21 protein-coding genes are annotated in these 16,599 nt (G+C 59.3%); 12 read left to right on the top strand and 9 right to left on the bottom strand.

Going from position 1 to position 16,599, the window contains the following annotated elements; genetic code table 11:
* The first annotated feature begins 1,727 nt into the window (after nt 1–1,727).
* On the top strand, nt 1,728–3,029 hold the full coding sequence (locus D3261_RS08930) for an MFS transporter (protein WP_120071553.1): 1,302 nt from the start codon (nt 1,728–1,730) through the stop codon (nt 3,027–3,029).
* A gap of 229 nt (nt 3,030–3,258) precedes the next feature.
* On the opposite strand, the gene D3261_RS08925 is transcribed toward D3261_RS08930, so the two are convergent.
* The 3 genes from D3261_RS08925 to D3261_RS08915 form a co-directional block, all read right to left on the bottom strand.
* Nucleotides 3,259–3,723 (bottom strand): NUDIX hydrolase, encoded by a 465-nt coding sequence (locus D3261_RS08925; RefSeq protein WP_120071551.1) that lies wholly within the window; start codon nt 3,721–3,723, stop codon nt 3,259–3,261.
* A 108-nt stretch (nt 3,724–3,831) separates the two neighbouring features.
* On the bottom strand, nt 3,832–4,437 hold the full coding sequence (locus D3261_RS08920; RefSeq protein WP_120071549.1) for a DUF3267 domain-containing protein: 606 nt from the start codon (nt 4,435–4,437) through the stop codon (nt 3,832–3,834).
* A 440-nt stretch (nt 4,438–4,877) separates the two neighbouring features.
* Nucleotides 4,878–5,174, bottom strand: coding sequence for a hypothetical protein (locus tag D3261_RS08915; protein ID WP_147464943.1), 297 nt, complete (start codon nt 5,172–5,174; stop codon nt 4,878–4,880).
* Nucleotides 5,175–5,290: 116 nt separating this feature from the next.
* Here D3261_RS08915 and D3261_RS08910 point away from each other — a divergent pair, with 116 nt between their 5' ends.
* Nucleotides 5,291–5,737: a hypothetical protein gene (locus D3261_RS08910; protein ID WP_120071545.1), complete on the top strand. Its 447-nt coding sequence runs from the start codon at nt 5,291–5,293 to the stop codon at nt 5,735–5,737.
* 25 nt (nt 5,738–5,762) lie between these two features.
* Here the strand turns inward: D3261_RS08910 and D3261_RS08905 are convergent, their stop codons facing one another.
* The 4 genes from D3261_RS08905 to D3261_RS08890 form a co-directional block, all read right to left on the bottom strand.
* On the bottom strand, nt 5,763–6,131 hold the full coding sequence (locus tag D3261_RS08905) for a hypothetical protein (RefSeq protein WP_120071543.1): 369 nt from the start codon (nt 6,129–6,131) through the stop codon (nt 5,763–5,765).
* Between the two features lie 453 nt (nt 6,132–6,584).
* The gene (locus tag D3261_RS08900; RefSeq protein WP_120071542.1) at nt 6,585–7,088 is read right to left on the bottom strand and encodes a DUF6166 domain-containing protein; all 504 of its coding nucleotides are present in this window, start codon (nt 7,086–7,088) and stop codon (nt 6,585–6,587) included.
* Between the two features lie 153 nt (nt 7,089–7,241).
* Nucleotides 7,242–7,433: a hypothetical protein gene (locus D3261_RS08895; RefSeq protein ID WP_120071540.1), complete on the bottom strand. Its 192-nt coding sequence runs from the start codon at nt 7,431–7,433 to the stop codon at nt 7,242–7,244.
* 77 nt (nt 7,434–7,510) lie between these two features.
* Nucleotides 7,511–7,939 carry a hypothetical protein gene (locus tag D3261_RS08890; RefSeq protein WP_120071538.1) on the bottom strand — a complete coding sequence of 143 codons (429 nt, stop codon included), beginning with the start codon at nt 7,937–7,939 and terminating at the stop codon, nt 7,511–7,513.
* 160 nt (nt 7,940–8,099) lie between these two features.
* Here D3261_RS08890 and D3261_RS08885 point away from each other — a divergent pair, with 160 nt between their 5' ends.
* From D3261_RS08885 to D3261_RS08865, 6 genes are all read left to right on the top strand, one after another.
* Nucleotides 8,100–8,654 carry an SWIM zinc finger family protein gene (locus D3261_RS08885; RefSeq protein ID WP_120071536.1) on the top strand — a complete coding sequence of 185 codons (555 nt, stop codon included), beginning with the start codon at nt 8,100–8,102 and terminating at the stop codon, nt 8,652–8,654.
* Nucleotides 8,655–8,825: 171 nt separating this feature from the next.
* On the top strand, nt 8,826–9,245 hold the full coding sequence (locus D3261_RS08880; protein ID WP_120071534.1) for a hypothetical protein: 420 nt from the start codon (nt 8,826–8,828) through the stop codon (nt 9,243–9,245).
* Between the two features lie 503 nt (nt 9,246–9,748).
* Nucleotides 9,749–10,222 carry a hypothetical protein gene (locus D3261_RS08875; RefSeq protein WP_120071532.1) on the top strand — a complete coding sequence of 158 codons (474 nt, stop codon included), beginning with the start codon at nt 9,749–9,751 and terminating at the stop codon, nt 10,220–10,222.
* Nucleotides 10,215–10,391 (top strand): DUF6884 domain-containing protein, encoded by a 177-nt coding sequence (locus tag D3261_RS19990; protein WP_158589369.1) that lies wholly within the window; start codon nt 10,215–10,217, stop codon nt 10,389–10,391. Before D3261_RS08875 ends, D3261_RS19990 begins: the two co-directional genes overlap by 8 nt.
* 27 nt (nt 10,392–10,418) lie before the next feature.
* Nucleotides 10,419–10,883, top strand: coding sequence for a hypothetical protein (locus D3261_RS08870; RefSeq protein WP_120071530.1), 465 nt, complete (start codon nt 10,419–10,421; stop codon nt 10,881–10,883).
* Nucleotides 10,884–10,963: 80 nt separating this feature from the next.
* Nucleotides 10,964–11,257 (top strand): hypothetical protein, encoded by a 294-nt coding sequence (locus D3261_RS08865; RefSeq protein WP_147464942.1) that lies wholly within the window; start codon nt 10,964–10,966, stop codon nt 11,255–11,257.
* A 48-nt stretch (nt 11,258–11,305) separates the two neighbouring features.
* Here D3261_RS08865 and D3261_RS08860 read toward each other — a convergent pair whose 3' ends face one another.
* On the bottom strand, nt 11,306–12,124 hold the full coding sequence (locus D3261_RS08860) for a LuxR C-terminal-related transcriptional regulator (protein ID WP_158589368.1): 819 nt from the start codon (nt 12,122–12,124) through the stop codon (nt 11,306–11,308).
* Nucleotides 12,125–12,230: 106 nt separating this feature from the next.
* On the opposite strand from D3261_RS08860, the gene D3261_RS08855 reads away from it, so the two are divergent.
* From D3261_RS08855 to D3261_RS08840, 4 genes are all read left to right on the top strand, one after another.
* Complete coding sequence (locus D3261_RS08855; protein ID WP_120071524.1) at nt 12,231–13,145, top strand: ArdC family protein; 915 nt, start codon at nt 12,231–12,233, stop codon at nt 13,143–13,145.
* 75 nt (nt 13,146–13,220) lie between these two features.
* Complete coding sequence (locus tag D3261_RS08850; protein ID WP_120071522.1) at nt 13,221–13,574, top strand: DUF6516 family protein; 354 nt, start codon at nt 13,221–13,223, stop codon at nt 13,572–13,574.
* Nucleotides 13,571–13,999: a hypothetical protein gene (locus tag D3261_RS08845; protein ID WP_120071521.1), complete on the top strand. Its 429-nt coding sequence runs from the start codon at nt 13,571–13,573 to the stop codon at nt 13,997–13,999. The genes D3261_RS08850 and D3261_RS08845 overlap by 4 nt, the downstream gene beginning before the upstream one ends.
* A 326-nt stretch (nt 14,000–14,325) precedes the next feature.
* The gene (locus D3261_RS08840) at nt 14,326–15,594 is read left to right on the top strand and encodes a sulfite oxidase (protein WP_233553948.1); all 1,269 of its coding nucleotides are present in this window, start codon (nt 14,326–14,328) and stop codon (nt 15,592–15,594) included.
* Nucleotides 15,595–15,647: 53 nt separating this feature from the next.
* Here D3261_RS08840 and D3261_RS08835 read toward each other — a convergent pair whose 3' ends face one another.
* Nucleotides 15,648–16,541, bottom strand: coding sequence for a sulfurtransferase (locus D3261_RS08835; protein WP_394337576.1), 894 nt, complete (start codon nt 16,539–16,541; stop codon nt 15,648–15,650).
* Between the last annotated feature and the right edge of the window lie 58 nt (nt 16,542–16,599).

Below are 16,599 nucleotides of genomic sequence, written 5' to 3'. Positions count from 1 at the left end.
AGCGGTAATCCAGTATCAGAAATCAGATAGATAGCGGCGGCTATCCAGTGCGAGCTCACCAGGAGAGCCAGTGCTGAAACAGCGACAGCAGGGCTGGGTGTCCACCAGGAGAGGTCCAGTAGATCCACTACTGAAACAGCGAGAGCAGTGGGTGGGTATCCACCAGGAGAAGCCCAGTCTAGAGACTGGTCATGAGGAGGTGAGTGCCACCTCGAGAGCACAGCGGATCAGTTGAGATCCAGTACTGCAAACAGCAAGAGTAATAATGGTACTCCAGGGGGCCAGCGAGCTACAGCAAAGGTGGGTATCCACCAAAGCAGTGAGCGGCTGCGTGCGAGCTCAAACCAGCGACAGCAGTCCTGGTATTCCACGAGGAGAAACAGGCATCAGAGCGATGCCGACAGCCAGCGCTTCCCTGGTATTCCAGGGAGCAAACCTGCTACACCGAACAGGGTGTGCAGTGTGAGTGAGACAGCGACAGCAAAGGGCCTGTCAACCTGCGGTAGCTGGGTGGTCAGCGGACAGCAGTCAGCGGAGGCGGCAGCGGTCTATCGCACCCCGCGCCGCTGCGGTCTGTCGCGCCGGCGTGCCCGCACCGCGATGTCGGGATCGAGCGTGTCCCGCGCTCGGCGTAGCGCGGGGGCGGCCTGTCGGGTCCAGCGTAGTGTGGCCTGTCGGAGTAGCCTGCCGGTCATGCGGATTAGAGGACTCATGATTCTTCGAGGGATTCAGAGGGCCGCACCCAGTAGGAGGCTCATGGCTACCCCGGCCAGTGTAGGGTTTTAGAGTATCTTACAGTGTCTAAGCGTCTTAGTTCCTTGAATTGGTACAGTGCTTTTGAGGGTTGTACTGTGTCTAAGTAGTTTACTACCTAAGAGTAGTTTGGGGTGTGTAAGTTGTGAGAGAGGTAGGAGTGGTAGAAGTGGTCGGCAACGTGGGAGTAGCGAGAGTCGCGAAGTCAGTGCGAACCACGGAGCCAGTGGGGGACCTGAGAACAGTATGGGTTCCGTGAGACAGTCGGCCAGCAGGGACACCAGAGACGTGCATCCGAGCGGACGCTTAGAGCGGCCTATCGGCTTGCAAAGCGAGAGGTGACGCCTGCCGAGCAGAGAGGCCCCACCATCGCCAGCGCCGTACAAGAGCGCGCTCCGGGCCCGCATAGACAGCGTGCATGATCGACCTCGTGAACAGTGTCGAGCGCCCGGAGATAGAAGGATTAGCCTTAGTCCTCCGAATCTTCGATTCCAGATTTCCGACTTGTTGGAATCGGTGGGCGAGATACGGGACGCGCATCTTGCACGCCTCCTATTTGAACACTCATGCAGGGCCTACAAAACAAGCTGAGAAAGTGGAACCACCCCGGTCCATACTGAAGCAATACACTTTTGATCAACCACGTGAACAGTCGAATAGATTCGTTCTATGATTCACCGGCCCGCAATTCGTCCGGTGTTCGACCCTCTCTCGCCTCCCGCTTCCGGACGGGCCCGATAGCCGCAGCACTCGGGTTCGTTTCGCTGCCTCCCCGGTAGCAGCACTTCCTCCTGACCATACACGCATATGCTGAAACTCGCCGAGTTGCCGGCCCAGAGCCGGCGCTCGTACGACCACGTACCGTCACACGAATCACGACCGAACCGCCCACGCCGATACTCGAATCCTTGGCGAGGAGACCGCTCGCACATTCCACTCAGAGCTGTACCGGTGTCGCTCAGGGGTGATCGTCAATGACCGTACTCAACCGTATATTGTGGCGCAACGCTGATTTCCGGCGCTTCTTTGCCGGACAGTTCGTCACGAATGCCGGTGACAGTCTTTACACGGTAGCGATGCTCTGGATCGCCTTTGAGCTGAGTGGCTCAACGCTGGTCACCGGCGCGTTGAACGCGATACTGTTGTTGCCGTGGCTCTTACAGGTGTTCGCCGGACCGCTGGTCGATCGCCTACCACTCGGATACGTACTCGTTGGTTCACAGGTGGTTCAGGGTACCGTCGTGCTAGCTCTGCCGCTGGCGGCGGCGACAGGATACCTAGAAGTAGGCGTCCTGTTCGCCGTTGCACCGCTGTTGATGCTCGCGTCGCTGCTGATGGCACCGATGGAGACAGCATTGTTGCCCCGTATCGTCGACGACGAGCGTCTTTCTAGCGCGAACTCCGCACTTTCGACCGTGACGCTTGGGTTGGACATGGTGTTCGACGCACTCGGCGGCGTCTTCATCGCCGTGTTCGGTGCGACGGCTCTATTCCTCGCTGACTCTGTCACCTTCGCCGCCGCTGCGCTACTGTTCGCCGGTATCCGGATCAGAACCGCTACGGAAGCTGACGGGCGCACGGAATCAGATGATGAAACGGCCGGACCGACCGTTCGTTCGGTGCTGCGCTCGTACGTCTTGGATCTCCGGGACGGCATTGCGGTGCTTCGCGGGACGGTATTCGTCGAACTGGTGCTCACAACTGCGGTGGCGAACTTCACGACCGGTCTCACGCTGGCGATACTGCCGGCGTTCGGTGACAGCCTCGGCGGCCCTGCCATCTATGGCCTCCTATTGGATGCGCTCGGGATCGGCCGACTCATCGGCTCATTCGCCGGGCCGTGGTTCGAGGGCGTCCCCTACGGTAGAATGCTCCTTGTTCAAGGAGCAGCTGCTTGCTGCTGGCTCGCTGCAGTTCTCGTGTCATCCCCGGCACTCACGGTTGTCCTGTTCGGTCTCGCGTGGGTACCCAGCGGTATATCGGGCGTACTCAGTTCGACGCTGGACCAGCGGGTGTTCCCAGCCGGCCTCCTGGGTCGGATCTCCGCGACGAAAGGCACCGCATCTGGAGCGACGCTTCCCTTGGGGTCGCTTATCGGTGGTGCGGTCGGCGAGACACTGGGAACGACGATAACGATGGCACTGGCCGCCAGTGGTTTCGGCTTCATAGCTGGCTACATCCTCCTGCGCCCGCGGCTCCGACAGCTCCCTGCCGTCAGGGTGGCCAAGCCGAACGACTTCGATATCCAGGCTGAGACGGAGCAGATACTCGAATAGCGGCATTGCTCCAGTCAGCCCATCTCATCAATCCAGATGGGAACTCACCAAACACGGTTTCATCATCAATCTAGCCTCTGAATCTTGCACAGTACTTCTGACAGCTGGCGGAGAAAGCATTTAGTGGGAGTGTGAGATTTCTGCTAGACGCAGGCGTGAATCCGAGCGTACGCTCAGGGTGGTCTATCGACTCGGACAACAGAAGGCAATACCTCTGGGTCCGGAGGACCTACTCAACAGCTTCGATAGCCTCAAGACCGATTTGTACTGTGTCCGGATCAAAATCGCTTCGGCGGAGTTCATTGGGCATATACCAATTCCAGGCTTTAGCTGGTGCCTCGTGACCTGTCGGAACAATTTCTCGTGATGATACTCTACCAAAGTAAATATGATCGATATGCTGGTGGGCAACTTCGCCATTCGAGTCAACATCTACGTCATAGAGTAGATAGTAGGCAGGTTCAGCAAGCGGACGACCACCAGGAACCTCAATGTCAGCTGTTTCGCAGAGTAATTCCGCATTGAGGCCGGTTTCTTCTCTCACTTCCCGCAGTGCAGCTTCGGCAGGGAGTTCGTCACGGTCAACGTGTCCACCGGGTGGGAGATGGAGTCCCAATCCCGGATGTTCATGGAGCGCGGTCGCGCCCTCGTTGACGATGTAAACTTTCGTCGTGAAGTGGCGAGTCGTTTCCATGGTTGATGATTTGGGAGGAGGGTCTTCGTAGTTCGGGTGAACAGCAAAGAAATCGGTGAACTCTGTAGGGAGGATACATACTCGCGCTGAAGCACTGGAAATGGATTCTCAACGTGAGTGAGAGGGAACGTAGTAGGCAGTATTCTCGTCACGGTCGTTCTGAAGCAGTGCGCCGTCCGGGAGCGAGTGCATCTGCCAGAGAGTATTCAGATCCGGGCCCGACCCGAGAATATTGATCAACGCTGGAGGGATGAACACGGCCGCCCACGGGGTCGAGGCGAAGACTACGATCAGGACCAACAGCGGCGTCAGAGTCGCGAAGGGAAGCCCGGCGACGAGAGCCGTCTCAGACCTCGTTTGAGGCCGCCCGTAGGTTGTGACGAACGGCGCGAGATAGGTCCAGTCCCACCCGATACGGACCTTGAGCTTTCGGAGATACCCAGCGACCGCGTGAACGAGCTCGTGAATCGGGAAGATGCCGAGCGAGGAGATGACGATCAGGATGTAGAGCGCCTGATTGTGCTCGTGAATCGTCGCGATACCGAGTGCGACCACAGTAAGAGGAGGCCGACCGTGGATGAGCCACGCAACAGTCAACACGACGAGAGCCAGCACCAGCCGAAACAGGCGGTTGAGCCAGACGACGCGCGCCGGAACCTCGATCGCTGGGGCATGGTAGTCGTATCCGTCCGGGACGTCGAGGAGGTCGACCATCGAACGGGCCGGAATTGACTCTCGGAGAGGAAAAGCACACCCCCGATCGGTGGGTTCGATCGCGGAGCTACAGAACCTACGAAAACGGCGGTGTGTTCTCGATATGGAACCCCGACCGCCGCGCAGCGCCGTGAGGCCGGACTCTCTTACCAAACACTCAGACGGAATCCCGCTCAGACGTTAGGTAAGATTTGACCAGCGCCGCGACGTCGAGGGCGCTCTCGATCGGGGAAAACGGGTGAAAGGGGTGGTATCCGATGTGGTTCGCAACATCAGTGCGCCGGGAGCGACGGGTGTGTTCGGGGCGACCGCGTCGATCATGACCGGCGAAACGCTCACCGTGTTGGGTGCAGTACGTCCTACCGGCGACTGTCGGGGGAGATAGCCCCCGAGCGCCGTGGTCGTTCAGCCATACCCCGTCGGCGCGGGGCGCGAGGCCCCTACCGCAAGCCGAACGGCAGTTCCGACGGGTCGTGGCGCTCGATCCAGTCTTTGACGCGGGCATCTACGGCCCCGCGTTCAAGCGACACCGCCGAGCGCCCAGTGCCGGGCGTGAAGATGACCGGACTCACGCGGTCGGCCGCCGTCCGCCGGATAGCGCTTTCAGCGCTCCCGATTTCGGCGGGGTCAGCGATTTTGTCAACCACGTCAGCCACGCTCATCCACTGTGGCAGGTACGCGCTTTCGCGGTACAGCACAGCGGCGGTGCGCGCCTTGTACGTTGCATCGGATACCATGATTCTCACCTCCTACTCCTACATACAGGCTTGATCCACTTAAGTCTGTCCGAAACTTCGGACGGTACTGTACGAATAGCCGGAACGGTTATGTCGATGGCTCTCCAAAGACGGGTATGGAGGCAGAACCCAGCGGCGAACTATCGGACGACGAATTGGCGGAGCAGGAACGCCAGCAGACCGACGACCTCCCGCAGTACGTCGTGGATCAGCTCCCGACCGAGGAGGAGGTCGAGGCGGGCAATCACGGAGCAGGCGTGAAGCGCGGCGCGCTCGTATCGCTCTTGACGCCTGTCTCGAAAGCCCAGCTCATTCAGACAGTGATCACGATGGACGGCGAGAAAGCGAATCCCGCCCAAATCTGCAAGCACGCGGGTGTCGGGCGGTCCTCATGGTACGAACACGTTGATGACCTACTCGCGTTCGGTGTGGTCGAGCAGGTCGATAAGGCGGGTAATTCGCCACTCTACCGGGCGAACCCGGACGATCCGATGGTTGAGAGTCTTCTCACCGTTCTGGAGGTCGGGGCCGAACGGCGCGCTCAGGCAACCGACGGAGAGTAAAATCTCGACGTCGGGCGTTCGCCGCTCAGTTGATCAGGGTGAGCGGGGTGAACGAGTTGTGATCGTCGTCGGGTAGTTCGTTCCACAGCTCAAATTCTTCGCCAGTCGCGAGGTCGACCACCGGGTACGTCTCATACGTCACCACACGTCCGAGATCGTCGTCGTACGTGGTCCGCTCCTCTTGCATCCCGATCCCGATCGGGCGGTCCTCGGCGTTGTCGTAGTGGAGCAGGAGGTCGCCACCGGGTTCGATCGACCCCTCCGGGTCCTCCTGATAGAGCCGAACCTCGCCGTTCTCGTCGGCGACCGCCCACACCGGGCGATCGGCGTCGAGCAGGTCGGCGTCAATGTTGATTCGATCCGTCGCGCCCGTTCCGTCAGTATTCCGTGCCATAGGTTATCTCCGGGGCGCTCCCCCGTACTCCTACTAAACATCTATAGACGGATAAACTCTTTGATCCATGTTGCTAAGAACGCAGGATAGAGGACTCAGTAAGCAGATGAACGCCAGAAAGAGCCGTCTGAAACCAGCTGATCAGAGTTCGTCGATCCCGGTTGATTCGCCGCCGCCGAAATCAGCCCGTTCACTCCGAATGATACGTCCTTTAGAACCGCACTCAGGGCACTTGTAGCCCTCAGCGGTTTGGTTCCATTTGTGGGAGCACTCCTTACACCGGGTGTCCGGTGCCGGGTCGGTGTCGGTGTCGGTCTGTGAGCGTTCCGTCGCGGTCGTACCGTCGAAAGTCCGTGCCATAGGTTTTCTCCGGGGTTCCGTTCCGGGGCACCCCGTATTTCTACTAAACAGCTACAAACGGATAAAGGCTATGATCCCGGTCTGTTGCCTTCCCTACTCACACCGGGAACAGCCATTGTATTGCAGGTCCTCGCCCAGCGACTCTAGGCCGCACCCTTCGCAACGATAGAAGGTCGCGCCGGTCGCCTCACCGTCGATCACCTCATCATGCGGGCCGGTGATCTCCGTCGAGGGCGTCGAGGCTTCGACCTGTTCGGCGTCGAGGTAGTTCTCGACGGTCGCGGCGTCGAGCGCCCACTCGTCACCGTCGAGGCCCGCGATCACGTCGCTCTTGAACTGCTGATAGTGGTCGAGCGCCACGGCGTCGGCGTAGCAGTCGGCAAGCAGGGCGAGCGCTAGCTGCGCGGGGCCGCTCCCGCCGTAGCCCCATTCGAGGCCGTTCGGCGAGTGGTTCGCGAGGTCCGTCCGGGCGTCGAGGTTCCCGTCCGGCCCGGTCACGAGGTTTCGCGCGTTCGAGCGCCGACGGCCATCGTAGGTGCGTCCGTCGCCGGTTGTGGTCTGTGCGTCGTCGTGGGTTCCGGTTTCCGAAAGTGCCATAGGTTTGCTTCGGGGTTCCCATTCCGGGGCTCCCCGCATTTCTACTAAACAGCTACAAGCGGATAAGCCCCTCGATCGGAGATAAGCGTATATCGTCGCGAGAGTGGCTATATATACCGAAAACCGGCAGTAGGGAAGCTGTCGTAATCCGGTTTATCGGTCGATGAGCTCAGTCTCAGCGGTCACAAATCCGTCGGGGTTCGGTCCCTCGACGAGCGTCATCCCGAGGCTATCGGTGAGGAACCGGCGAGCGGCGTCACCGCCGCGCATATTCACGACCACGTACTGATAGCCATCCGCCGTGAAACGGGCGAGGAGCGCCCGCATGACGGCGTTCGGACTCATCAACTCGAAAGTGGGTGATCCCCATCCCGGTGTCGCTCACCGGCTCATAGTCGAACTCGACAGTCGAGACGTCCATCTTAGTAGCTGAAGCGGTGAGCGCTCGATTTGCCCGACATGACCGCCGATCGCCAGTCGTCGTCGTTCCGGTGGGATTCGTAGTCGATCAGCCGGTAGATCGCGGTCCCGGACCAGCGACATTCGGAGCAGAACGCCGAGGCGGTCGCGCCGTTATCGGTATAGGTGTAATCCCGCAGTTCGACGTGCGAGTGTCCGCACACCGGGCAGTCGTCGCCGATCTGGGTGTATTCCGGGCCGATGTTCCCGCTCACGTCGTCGGCGTGAATCCCGTGGTTTTCTTCGAGTATCCGCCCGACCTGTCGTCCGAGGTCTTGGAGGATCGTCTCGCGTTCCTGCTCATCGTCGGGGATCGTCGCGCCCGAGACGCGGATCGTCAGTTCAGTGTCCCATTCGCCGGAGTCGTCAGCAGTCGATTGACCTTGTGCCATAGGTTTCTCCCGAGGGTCCCCATCCGGGTCCCCCTTACATCTACTATACAGCCACATACAGTTAAAATCTGCGATCGAGAACCGCCGTTTCTCGACCGAGAGGCTTATCCGTTTGTGGCTGTTTAGTAGAAGTACGGGGGAGCGCCCCCGGAGCAAACCTATGGCATCAACGAAAACCTCCGCCGACGGCGGCGAAACGGGCGAAAACCAGCATCTCGACGCTCCCGACAAGGAAGCGAAGCGTATCCACCGCGCGCTGGATAGCTTCTATCACGTCGAATCGGCGGACGAACCCGGTGCGTACCACGTTCACAGCGGATCGGGGAGCACCTACACGGTGAACCTGCTCGAAGGTGGCTCATGTACGTGCCCCGACGCGGAGCGCTCGGCGATGTGCAAGCACCTGTTTCGGGTGGTGGCTGTCACCGGCAAAACGCCGCTTGACGCGGGCGACGATCGGGTGGCCGTGACGCTCACCGCCGATGGCTTCGAGGAAGTGGCGAGCGCGGTGGACGTGATCGACGCGGGCGAGGAGATCGTCGGGGCGTTCGATGGCGACGGTGACACCCGGATGGGCGCGCTCACCGAACAGCAGTGTGCCGACGCCGCCGACGCGCTGAAAATGGCGATGGACATGGGCGGGCCGATGGGGGCCGACGACCCCGCCGCCGCCGCTGACGCCCGCGAAGCCCTCGAAACCGCTGGCGACAACTAGACCAGCAGAACGCCGGTATCGGTGCCGACGATGGTGTTTTCTCACGGCTCAAAACCTCCTCATCAACCCACAGAGTCGCTCACTTCCCATTCTACGATCATCTTCGTTCAAAGGGTTTATCCGTGTGTAGCTGTTTAGTAGATGTACGGGGAGCGCCCCCGGAGGAAACCTATGGCAATGGCACAAACGGCGACCCTCGGCGACGAATCGGCGGAGAACAGCCCGGACATGGACGACCTCGACGCCGCTCACCGGCGAGCGGTTCGCGCCCGGACGGAGAACATGGTCGTCGTCCCTGAAACCGACGCTGAAGGGGTTTGCACCGGCATCTACGAGGTGCATAGCGAATCGGGATCGACCTATACGGTGGTCATCGATCAGCCCCGGTGCTGTAACTGTCCCGACACCGAATACCGCGATGCACCGAACTGTAAGCACCGCCGACGTGTCGCCCTCGAAATCAGCAACAACGGGTGCCCCGCGCCGGGCGAGGAGATGGATGAGTACGCCGACCACCTTGACGACCTCCGCGAGTCGCTAAAAGAGGAACTGGATACGGTCGCTGGGATGCTGGAATCACTCGGCGAGTGAATCCCATCCGATAGGCGGCCGCTCACCGCTCGGGTGAGTGCTTATCCGGTGGGCAGATACCCACTTGGTGAGCGATCGCTCAGTCAGCGCTCACGAGCTCACCGAGAGCAGATCACTAATCGGCTTGTTTCGCTGTCGCATGATCGACGGAAGGAACCCGAACGATCCCCGAACCCTTTTCCCTGCTACCCGGATTAGAGGAAAGTGGCCCCCAACAGAAATCCTTGCCATAGGTTTTCTTCGGGGTTTAACCCAATTCGGGGGCCATTCCCACCTTCGAGAGCGACTGGTTCGACCGTTCAGGCCGGTTGTAGTGAGGAGATTCGCGACAGTCGCGACGGCCGAACTCTCTTACCAAACATCAGAACGCGATCCCGACTCTAGTGTTTGGTAAGATTCGGTGTCAGCGCCGGGTTGGTATCCGTCTCACCGTTCGCTATCAAAGGTTTTATCTGTATGTAGCTGTTTAGTAGAAGTTCGGGGATGCGCCCCGGAGCAAACCTATGGCACGCAACCAGAGCGACACCGTGACCGCGAGCGAGGCGATGGACGCATGGCGCGAGAACTACCAGAACATGAGCGAGGCGGAACTCGCGGCGCTCACCCATGAGGGGCGCTGGTTTCGCAACCGGAACGCGGGCGCGTTCGTTCGGGTGGTGGAGGCCCCCGCCGAGAGCGGGTCGGAGGCCGATCGAGCAGTCGTATTCGAGAGCATGAACGGGGAGACGGCCAACCACCGTCTTGACCACGTTCGATCCCATATCACGAACGGGACCCTTGAGCCGGTTCCCGAGGACGTGATCGAGAACGCTGAGACGATCGCGCTCGACGTCGCCGCCCACGAGCTCGGCGAACTCGACACCCTCAATCGGGATTCCCGGTACGGGGTCGTGAGCCACACGGAGACGCTGGCCGACGCCAGCAACGCCGTTCAGTTTGCCAAATCCCGGCGGTCGGAGGCCGAGAGCGATGGGTGACGTTACCGGGAGCACGAGGGTCTACGTCGGATACGGCGCGAAAAAGCAGGACTCAGAGGCGTACGCCTACAACCTCTACACGTCCAGCTACTTCCAGAAAAAGCGGGAGTACGCCGAGCTAGTCGGCGATTCGTGGTCCGTGCTTTCGGCACTCTACGGGTCCCTATAGCCGAAGTCGATCATCCCGCCCTACGACGTGACGATCGACGACTATCCGCTCGACGTCGAGGCAGTCGAGAACGCGAGATATGCGACGCTCGACAAGTGGGCCGACGACGTGCTCGCCGGGCTTGAGCAGGCCGCCACGAACCACGCCGAGCGGGAGAACTGGGACCCGCTCGATCGGGTGATCATGCTCGCCGGACAGGCGTATCTCGCGCCTCTCCGCGACGGACTCGACGCGCTCGCTGAGGAGTACGGCTTTGAGGTGGTGTATCCGTTCGACGATACGAGCGGGATCGGCGAGCAGATCGGGTGGCTCACCGAGCAGATCGAGGTCGAAAAGTCGCGCGAGAGCACCCGCGACGTCGGCGAGAGCGAGCCCGAGACGCGGGTCGAGACGGTCGATCACTCCGAGAGCGGTACGGCGGAAGCGTCGGATGAGAGCGGCCCCGAGCAGTCGAACCTCGCAGGGTTCGGAGACGAATCGGAGGGGTCCTGAGTATGTCGGGTCAGACGACGCTACCGGGAACGCGCGCGGTGATCGGGAGCTACACTTGTGGGCATGGTCGGACCCATCAAGTGCCGAGCGAGGAGGTCACGATCTACAAGGGTGGCGGTGCGGGGTTCACCGCCGGCTGTGAGTGTGGAGCAGGCCCGATCGACGAGGATTCGCCCGGCGTGTTCCTCGACGACCACATTACGCTTATCGGCGGGAAGAACCTCGACGATAGGCTATGGCTGGCGCTTGAGGAGGTTGCGAGCGGGTGGTTCCTTCTATCGTCGCCCGATGAGCCGCCCGTCGGCGGTGGCAAGCCGCCGCGAGAGCGCCGCGAGGAGCGACGGGCGGAGCTACAGGGTGAGCTCGTCGGGTAGGTCTTCGGATACCATTCCTGAGAGAGGAATCTGACTATTGGCGATATTTCAGTTCCAGACCTCGAGGACGTGTGGAGAACTGAGTGTGAGTGACTCCTCTCGTTCAAGTGCGAATCCGTTCTCTTTCAGTCTTGGACCACGAGCTTCCAACTCGCCTTCCACCAAGCAGAAGGTTGTTTGTCCTTGCCCTGTCTTGAAGATCTCTGTCACAGGTTGCTCTGGTCCATAAGGTGCAGCTACATACTCCTCTCTTGGACAGCCATTGCAGAATATTTCGACAGTTTCCCATTGATCGCTAACTCGTTCAGCCATGACTACAGCTTCATCACCAACAGAGAGGTCAGTTCTACATACGGGACATTTCACTTCCGAACCAAGGTAGATGACCCATCCGTCGAATTGACCTTCTATGAGTCGAACTGGGTCGATCACCTGTCCGATCTCCTCAATGGTTCTTGCAGATTCATTGATACGGCGAGTAATTCGGCGGGAGTATTCTCCGACAGTGCTCTCACTTATTCCCAGTTTCTCCGCTATATCTCCGTGTGATAGCCCTTCTTCTTTCAACGACCTCACCTGCGCTTCCCGCCGCTTCAAAGATGATTCATTGCGGAGTACTTCAGCCCGATACACCCAAGGATCCGGATCAATTAAAGGGTCATCTTGTTGAGCAACATCCTCTTCACCGTAGTTTCGCTTGACGATTTTTTCGCAGGATACACATTCGATTTGGCTGTACTCGCCAAACTCAGATGTGCCATTTCCCACCCGGAACGTTGCTGTAGACCCATTCATACCCAATTTCTGGTTGCAGTATGGACATCTGTCGGGGAGCTCATAGTCATCCCCGAAGGATAGTGCTACCATATAGTAGTAGTAGCCACAGTATAGTAGCATATAATACTGTCGAACGGAGGCTTTATCAGTCTGTAGCTGTTTAGTAGAAGTACGGGGAGCGCCCCGGAGAAAACCTATGGCAACGACCCAAACCCAAACGGACGGTCGAGATTTCGGCGAGAAGGATAGTCGAGAAGACAAAATGCGCGAGTCGACCGAGGAGTTCGTCGAGGACCTGATCGACGAGGTTCAATCGGCAAGCGAGAGCGAGACGTTCAAGCGCTTTCTCGACGCTCAGAGCGCGTTTCACGACTACTCAATGCGGAACACACTGCTGATCCAGATGCAGTGCCCGAACGCGACCCGAGTCGCCGGGTATCGGACGTGGCAAGACGAATTCGATCGACAGGTCCAGTCGGGTGAGAGCGCGATATACATCTGGCGGCCTGTGATCGCGAAGCAGTGCCCCGAGTGTGGCAACTCGCCGAGTTACCACGAGAGCGCCGGGTGTGAGTACGACGACACCGACCCCGAGGAGTGGAGCGAGGGGATCGTCACCTTCCGCACCGCGTCGGTGTTCGACGTCTCACAGACCGAGGGCGAGCCGCTGCCGACGCTCCCGAGTGAGGCGGAGGGTGAGGCCGATGAACTGCTATCGGACCTGCTCGACGCCGGCGACGACCTCGTGAACGACGTTGCGATCGTCGACGCCGACGAGTGGACCAACGGCAGCGCCGAGGGGGTGTGCAATCACGCCGATCGGACGATCGAGGTGAAAGAGGGCGAGAACGCCGCCGTTGCCGGAACGCTCACCCACGAGTATGCTCATGCGGTGCTCCACCAGGACCGCGCCGGGACCGACCAGCAAGAGCGCGAGCTCGAAGCCGAGGCGGTCGTTTACGTGGTCGGACGGTACTTTGGCCTCGACGTCAGTGGGTCGGGCTTCTACCTCGCCGCGTGGGAGAACGACGACGCCGAGGAGATTCGCGACCACCTGAAACGTATCAATAAGGCCGCAAGCAGCATCATTAGCGCTGTGGAAAGCAAATAACGTTTCATTCTTTGTTGGCTGTTGGTTGTAGAGCCAACAGCCTTATTGCGTTGGTTATGCAACCAACAGTAGAGGATGGCACTCACCCCGACCAATCTGGATGGGTACTCGCGAACGGACGTGTACGAAGATGATACCCTCGTTCGAGTGTCGGTTCGTCGGACAGAGGATGCAGCGTATCCATCCAGTTGGCGGTACACGCTCCACTACGGCGCACTGGTTCCGAATCCACCGAAAACGCTGGAGGACGGAACCATTCGACGCTACGACAATTCCCACGAGGATACCAAAGGCCACGAACTCCACACTACCGACCAGCCCACAGGAACCATCCAGTTTCCGGGAATGGTCGAGCTTTACGAGCGGTTCTGGAGTGAGATACCGAAACCGAGGTTTGAGCCATCCGAGAACGGAGGTCGATCAGCATGACTCCCACTAACAATCACAGCAACGACGAGAACGTGCTGCTAATCACGGTTCGCGATGAGGGCGAGAGCGGCTATCAGGAGGGTCGTAATGCTCTCGAATCGCTTGGTCGTAACGAGCCAGTCAACCAGCCCGATAGCGTTACCTTCCCCAGCGAGAGCCAGCTAGCTCGAACGTTCAACGAGCGGACGCTCGAATTGTTACGCACTATTACTGACGCCGAGCCTGGAAGTATCCGTGAGACAGCCCGGTTCGTTGAGCGTGACGTGAAAAACGTCTACGAGGAGCTGACTCGTCTTGAAGCGATGGGTGTGATTCAATTCAGCGAAGAGGACGGCTCGAAACGCCCTGTGTTTCCGTATGATGAACTCGTTATCACCATGCCGTTCCATCATCGCTCGGATGATACAGCTGCCGCTGCGCCCTAACAGCTGGTAGCAACGCACTAGATTACTGATGAGGTCGTGCCTCGGTGTAATCGGATTATATTCTTGCTGACGGGGCCCATCTCTATTGAACGAGAGGGGTTACTGACAGACTGTCAGTAACCATGTGGCTACTGACAGGGGGTGCAGCCGAACTGGACGCTTCCTATATACTAATTTGTCGTACGCTAAGCGAGTGCTCATGCCTCACATGCTCGGAGTACTGATATGGTCAAGACTGGTCTGATAAGTAAAGCCGTCAGAGATACCGCTCTCAGACCTCCCCGAGTTGTCACCGACAGTCTGTGTTCAGACGACAGCCATATTGTATGGAGAGGAACCATCCCATGACCGGGAGTGAGAACTTCTCCAGAACAGAACCGCAATCGTTTGTCGAGAGATATCCTGGACTACAAGTCCTCTCATCGGATCCGGAAAACGCCGAGATCGCGTCTCGGAGTGATCTGCAACGACTGCTGACGCCGAAAGAAGACCACTACGTTCGAAACCATCATCCCACACCACGGCTTGATGAAAGCGACTGGACCGTCTCACTCACCGGGATGGTAACTGAGACGGCCGAGCTTTCGACAGACGAACTGCGGGAGGACTACGCAACCGAATCGATCCCACACACGATGCAGTGTTCGGGGAACGGACGCACGTTTTTCGAGCCGGATGCCGGCGGCCACCAATGGACGACGGGGGCGGTCGCGACGGCGGTTTGGACCGGGACGCCCGTGGGCGAAGTGCTCGAAGCCCATGGCGTCGATACCGACGCTGGATGGGTTGCAGTAATGGGTGGCGAAGCACCCGAAGACGGCGATGTCTTCTGTCGGTCGATCCCGATGGCGAAAATGCTTGATGACTGCTTGCTGGCCTACGAGATGAACGGTGCACCACTGAGCGACGACCATGGTTTTCCCGTTCGATTACTCGTGCCGGGCTGGTTCGGCAACAACTGCGTCAAGTGGGTATCCAGGATTCACACGATGGATTCGATGATCGCCGGGGAAGAGTGGAACGGCGAGAACGGGGGACCGGATTACACGCGCTGGCAGCAGTTCCGCTATCGGATCATTCCAGAGCAGGACGACGTCCCGACGGCCCACACGTCCCTCGAAACGACGGAGACACACGAACAACTGACCTCGGAAGCGATCGACAACGCGTATCTCTACGACCAGCTGGTCACGTCATTGATTACCGCTCCAGCGGAGAATGCGGTAAGGGACCCTGCCGAACCTATCGAAATCACGGGGATGACCTGGGCCGGTGATGACCCTGTCGAGTGTGTTGAGGTGTCGACTGACGGAGGCGAGACGTGGGCGGATGCAGACCTCTTCGAACCTGCACTCGGTCGGTATGCGTGGCGTCGATTCCGATATCTCTGGTACCCATCGTCCGAATCAGGTGACCATCTGATCGTCTCGCGTGCGACTAGCGAACGAGGGCGTCGTCAACCAGCAACGATCTCGGCACCCGAGGCGGGGCTTCGTGGGATCGAAGACGACGAATTCCCCTGGAACAAGCGCGGCTATGCGAGTAATGCATACCAACCGTACGGTGTGACGGTCCATCTCGAAAACGAATCGTAATGTGACTGAGCAACGTTCCCGATCCGTATCCGAATATTTGCTACGGACCGACCTCAGTGATTTCGTTTGACGTCGGCACGTTGTGCACTCTCGATGGGCGCACCGACGGTGTTTCCCCACTCGACCCACGATCCGTAGTAGTTGCGTACGCGTTCGTAGCCGAGAAGTTCGTGGAGTACCGTCCACATCAACGCCGACCGCTCGCCGATCCGACAGTAGGTGATCACGTCCGTCTCGCTTCCTTCCCGTTCGATCCCTTCAGCAGCGAAAAGCTCGCGGAGGTCCTCAAGCGATTTGAACCGGCCGTCGGCTTCGACCACGTTGCTCCACGGGATGTTGGTCGCCCCTGGAATGTGCCCGCCGCGCTGGACACCCTCGTTCCAGCCAGGTGGTGCGATGATTTCTCCCCGATATTCTTCGGGCGTCCGCACGTCGATCATCGGGATTTCCTCGTCCATCGCCACGACCACGTCCTCGTGGTCGGCGCGGATCGAACCATCGGGGTCGCTTGAGACCGAGTAAGACTGTTCGGTAAACGATGGCACCTCGTCGGTGAGCGGGTAGTCCTCACTCACCCAGTAGTCTCGTCCGCCATCGAGGAGACGGACGTCGGCGTGACGGTAGTACGTAAGCAACCAGTAGGCGTGGGCCGCAAACCAGTTCATCATATCCCCGTACAGAACTATCGTCGAGTCGGCAGTCACACCGGCCTCGCCCAGCAGTGCCTCGAAATCGGCTATGGTTGGAACGTCGAACGTAACTGTATCCTGCAAGTCGCGCTTCCAATCGAGCGAACTCGCACCGGGGATATGGCCGTCGTCGTAATTGCTCGGCTCGATATCTACCTCGATCACCCGAAGGGATGGATCGTCGCGTTGGATCTCTTCGAGATGGTCCTCTACCCAATCCGCCGAGACGAGAACCTCCGACGTGCTGTCGGCTATCATATGTCCCATTCGTCCGGCAAACCCATCAATGCCTTGTTGTCGAACACCAAGCGAAAGC

Source organism: Halococcus sp. IIIV-5B, from assembly GCF_003602035.1.
GTDB lineage: Archaea > Halobacteriota > Halobacteria > Halobacteriales > Halococcaceae > Halococcus > Halococcus salsus.
The sequence above is the reverse complement of the archived record's forward strand: the minus strand, read 5'-3'. Positions and strand labels throughout refer to the sequence as shown.